The sequence below is a fragment of the Brotocaccenecus cirricatena genome, assembly GCF_020687045.1.
Classification (GTDB): domain Bacteria; phylum Bacillota; class Clostridia; order Oscillospirales; family Oscillospiraceae; genus Vescimonas; species Vescimonas cirricatena.
The window spans coordinates 1-2,631 of the sequence record NZ_JAJEPW010000125.1 but is presented as its reverse complement, the minus strand read 5'-3'; the positions used below and the strand labels follow the sequence as shown (position 1 = coordinate 2,631).

The following is a 2,631-nucleotide window of genomic DNA, read 5'->3' as shown; positions in this document are numbered from 1 at the left end:
CCCCGGCAGGTCCTGGAGGACCTGCACGCCGCCGAGACCGGCCTTTCCGGCCGGGAGGCGGAGACCCGCCTGGGGCAGTACGGCCCCAACCGTCTGCGGGAGGCCCCCAAGGCCACCCTGCTTCAGCGTTTTCTGCAGCAGCTGAAGGACCCCATGCTGCTGATCCTCATGGCCGCCGCCGCCGTGTCCGCCGTCACCAACTACCTGTCCCATGAGCCCTTCACCGAGGTGCTGATCATCCTGGCGGTGGTGCTGCTGAACGCCGTTCTGGGCGTGGTCCAGGAGAGCAAGGCCGAGGCCGCCATCGAGGCTCTGCAAACCATGACCGCCGCCACCAGCAAGGTCCTGCGGGGCGGCTCCGTCACGGAGCTGGAGAGCAGCCGCCTGGTACCCGGCGATATCGTCCTGCTGGAGGCCGGGGACGCGGTCCCCGCCGACGGACGGCTGCTGGCCTGTGCCTCCCTGCAAATTGAGGAGGCCGCCCTCACCGGCGAAAGCGTCCCCTCCGCCAAGTCCCCGGAGGCCCTTACCGGCGAGGTGACCCTGGGCGACCGCCGCAACATGGCCTATATGGGCTCCACCGTGGCCTACGGCCGGGGCCGCATGGTGGTCACCGCCACCGGCATGGACACGGAGATGGGCAAGATCGCCGGCGTCCTGGCCCGGACGGAGCAGGAGGAGACGCCGCTGCAAAAGAAGCTGACCCAGCTGGGCAAGACCCTGTCCTGGCTGGTGCTGGGCATCTGCGTGTTCATCTTCGTGTTTGACCTGATCGTGGCCGGGGACTTCTCCCTGTCCGGCATCCTGGAGACCTTCATGGTGGCCGTGTCCCTGGCGGTGGCCGCCATTCCCGAGGGCCTGGCCACGGTGGTAACGGTGGTGCTCAGCATCGGCGTCACCCGCATGAGCCGCCGCAATGCCGTGATCCGCCGCCTGACGGCGGTGGAGACCCTGGGCTGTACCCAGGTGATCTGTTCCGACAAAACCGGCACCCTGACCCAGAACAAGATGACCGTGGTGGACCACACCGGGGACACCGCCCTGCTGGCCTCCGCCATGGCCCTGTGCAGTGACGCCGTCCTGAACCCCGACGGCTCCGTCCAGGGAGAGCCTACGGAGGCGGCCCTGGTATCCTTCGCCGCAGAAAATCAACTGCCCAAGCCCCAATTGGAGCAGGAGCGCCCCCGCATCGGCGAGGCCCCCTTCGACTCCGGCCGCAAGATGATGTCCACCATTCACCGGACCCCCCGGGGCGTGGTGCAGTATACCAAGGGCGCGCCGGATCAGGTGCTGGCCCGCTGCACCCACTATTGGGAGGGCGGACAAGCCCTGCCCATGACCGATGACCGCCGCCGGGAAATTCTGGCGGATAACCACCGCATGGCCGCCCAGGCCCTGCGGGTGCTGGCCGCCGCCAGCCGCCCCTGGCCCGATGGTGCGCCGGAGGATCAGTCCCCCGCCCACCTGGAGGAGGCCCTCTGCTTCATCGGCCTTACCGGCATGATCGACCCGGTGCGGCCCCAGGTGAAGCCCGCCATTGAGGAGTGCCGCCAGGCGGGCATCCGCCCGGTGATGATCACCGGCGACCACCAGGACACCGCCGTGGCCATCGCCCGCCAGCTGGGCATTCTCTCCGACCCCTCCCAGGCCATCACCGGCGCGGCGCTGGATGCCCTCAGCGATGAGGAGCTTACTCAAAACGTGGACCGCTACAGCGTCTATGCCCGGGTCCAGCCGGAGCACAAGGTCCGCATCGTCAGCGCCTGGCGCCGCCGGGGAGCCGTCACCGCCATGACCGGCGACGGCGTCAACGACGCCCCCTCCATCAAGTCCGCCGATATCGGCATCGGCATGGGCATCACCGGCACCGACGTCACCAAAAACGTGGCGGACATGGTCCTCTCCGACGACAACTTCGCCACCATCGTGGGAGCCGTGGCCGAGGGCCGCCGCATTTACGACAACATCCGCAAGGCCATCGGCTTCCTGCTGGCCAGCAACATGAGCGAGGTGCTGGGGGTGTTCTTCTCCGCCCTGCTGGGCTTCACCCTCCTCAACCCCGTCCACCTGCTGTTCATCAACCTCATCACCGACTGCTTCCCGGCCCTGGCCCTGGGCATGGAGCGCCCGGAGCCGGACATCATGCGCCGCCCGCCCCGCTCCGCCAAGGACGGCATCTTCTCCGGCGGCCTGGGCTTCGACATCGCCTATCAGGGCATCCTCATCACCGTCATCACCATGGCCTCCTACATCATCGGCCACTGCATGGAGGCGGGATGCTTTGAAATGCCCCGGGGCGTCTCCCCCCACGGCATGACCATGGCCTTTTTGACCATGAGCATGTGCGAGATTTTCCACAGCTTCAATATGCGCTCCCAGCGGCGCAGTGTGTTCACCCTCCGGGGCCACAACAAGGTCCTCTGGGCCGCCATGCTGGGCTCCCTGGTGCTGACCACCGTGGTGCTGGAGGTGCCGCCCATCGCCAACGCCTTCGGCTTCACCCCCGTCAGCTGGACGGAGTACGGCATCGCCCTGGCCCTGGCGGTGCTGGTGATCCCCATTGTGGAGCTGGTGAAGCTCATCCAGCGCAGACTGGGCAAGTAAACAAAACCGGCTCCGGCGCATCGCGCC

At 67.7% G+C, this 2,631-nt stretch carries 1 protein-coding gene; it reads left to right on the top strand.

Features of this window, described 5'->3' with window-relative positions:
• On the top strand, positions 1 to 2,604 hold a 2,604-nt coding region (locus tag LKD37_RS17215; protein WP_370686889.1), incomplete at its 5' end, for a cation-translocating P-type ATPase.
• Positions 2,605 to 2,631: the final 27 nt, after the last annotated feature.